This window comes from Streptomyces sp. NPDC005899, assembly GCF_040629645.1.
Classification (GTDB): Bacteria; Actinomycetota; Actinomycetes; order Streptomycetales; family Streptomycetaceae; genus Streptomyces.
Map to the genome: position 1 here is coordinate 1 of NZ_JBEXWB010000068.1, position 1899 is coordinate 1899.

Genomic DNA, 1899 nt, shown 5'->3' on the forward strand with positions numbered 1-1899 from the left:
TCACGCCCGGCGGTGCGACTGCCGGGGAAGCCTGGGCGTGTGCTCCGGCGCCGTGGCGCGGGCCTCGACCGGCGCGGCAGCCCCGCCGGAGACCGCCCCGCCCCGGTCCTGGCCGGCGGAGGGCACCTCCTCGGGGAACTGCCCGACGTTGAGCACCTCGTCGATACGGTCGGGGCTGAGCCGGTCCTCCAGCGCGGCAGACGCCGCGATCATGAGCTCACCGCAGAGTTCGATCTCGGCCAGGGCCACATGGTCCTGAGCCTGCGGAGCGCTGAGCGTCACCACCTGCGTCACCTCTCTCTGCCGTCGCCGGAAGCTGGCGCACCGACTCCCTAGCGTAGGGAGCGCGGCACCCACCGCGCATGGCACGGACGGGCCATTTCAGCCCCCTCCCTACGGTGATTCCGGGCCGGTCCACCCCTGCCGGATGCGCCCCGTGTAGATGTCGTCACCCGGTGGCAGCTCCACCGTGACCGGCACCCCGAACCCGTGGAGCAGCGTCGTCGACACCACGGCTGCCGCCGGCCCCCGCGCCGCGAAACCGAAACGGTGGCGGACCTTCCGCAGCAGGCCCTCGTCGTCGAGGTAGGCGTCGAAGGAGACCGTGTCCGCGTGGAACCCCTTCGCCGCGGCGGCCAGCGCGCCGCGCGAGGACGGCGAAGCGGCCAGCGCCGCCCGTCCCAGGTCCGAGTGCCCCCGGTAGTGGCGTACCGGTACCCCGGCCAGCTCCGTCCGCCCCACGTACACCACCTTGACCGCGCCGCGCAGCAGCTCGGCGGCGGCCATGGGATCGGTCACCCCGCCGGTGACCAGATTGCCGTCCGCCAGGGCCCTCGTGTCGATCCGGACCCACTTGTCGTCGGGCACACCCGCGCCCCGGTTCTTCATGTACAGCGCCCCGGGCGCCAGCAGTTCGGTGATCGGCCGGTGCCCGTCCGATCCGGCGGCGTCCTTCGGCAGCACGACCCTGATCCGGCCGAGCTGCCTGCGGAAGTCGTACGTCCCCTGCCCCCGGATGGTGACCCGGGTCCCGCCGGCGGCGGTCTCCATGGACGTGACCGCCTCGGCGGTACCCGCACCGGCCAGGGCGTCGGCGGCCCGGCGCACGGCGGACGCCGGGGCTCCGACGGCGTTCTTCCCGGCCGCGGCGCGTTCGCCGGCCGCGGCAGGCCCGCCCGCGCCGTCACCGGAACACCCGGTACCCGCCGCCATCACGCCCGCCAGGACCAGGGCGCACACAGCCGGTGCCCCGCCTCCGCGCCCGTGCTGCCGCACCACCATCGCCTGCCAACCCCCAACGAGGTACACCTGACCGGGCTGCCGCCCGCCCCGCCTAACGACCACCGGGGCGCCCCGTCACGCCGAGTGGTCCCTCCGGGAAGCCGAACGGCCCACTCGTGCACGGGCGCGAGGGTCCGCCAGTACCGTGGACGCGTGCATGAGGACCCCCCGGACCCCACCGTCCACGCCCCCGCCCCGGCGCACCGCACGACCACCGTCGAACGGGGGTCGTTCTGCCTGGCCCGCTGCGTCTGCGGCTGGTCCGGAGCGGCCCGCCGCTCCCGCGACCGGGCCCGCACGGACGCCGAGGAGCACGACACTGCCACCTCCGGCGGCCCGGCCGCCTGATATCTCCGGTGGTCCGCCGCCCGGCAGCCCGGCTGCCTGACACCTCCGGTGGTCCGGGGCGGGGCAGGGACGGGTAGGGCGGTGCGGGGCCGACCTGGCCGGGCTCGGGGGCGGGCTGGAGCGGGGGCGGTGCCGGGCGGGGGCGGTACCGGTCCGGAGCAGGCCCGGAGTCGGTCCGGAGTCGGTCCGGAGTCGGTCCGGAGTCGGTCCGGAGTCGGTCCGGAGTCGGTCCGGAGTCGGTCCGGAGTCGGTCCGGAGTCGGTCCGGAGT

General features: G+C 75.8%; 3 protein-coding genes. 1 reads left to right on the forward strand and 2 read right to left on the reverse strand.

The genetic code is table 11. The features are described from left to right. On the reverse strand, positions 1 to 285 hold the full coding sequence (locus ABZ371_RS11615; protein WP_358676971.1) for a hypothetical protein: 285 nt from the start codon (positions 283 to 285) through the stop codon (positions 1 to 3). Positions 286 to 393: 108 nt separating this feature from the next. Continuing rightward, entirely contained in the window at positions 394 to 1281 is an 888-nt protein-coding gene (locus ABZ371_RS11620) for a hypothetical protein (RefSeq protein ID WP_358676968.1), read from the reverse strand. A gap of 153 nt (positions 1282 to 1434) precedes the next feature. Between ABZ371_RS11620 and ABZ371_RS11625 the strand changes: the two genes are divergently transcribed. Then, complete coding sequence (locus ABZ371_RS11625) at positions 1435 to 1629, forward strand: hypothetical protein (RefSeq protein WP_358676916.1); 195 nt, start codon at positions 1435 to 1437, stop codon at positions 1627 to 1629. The last annotated feature ends 270 nt before the right edge of the window (positions 1630 to 1899 follow it).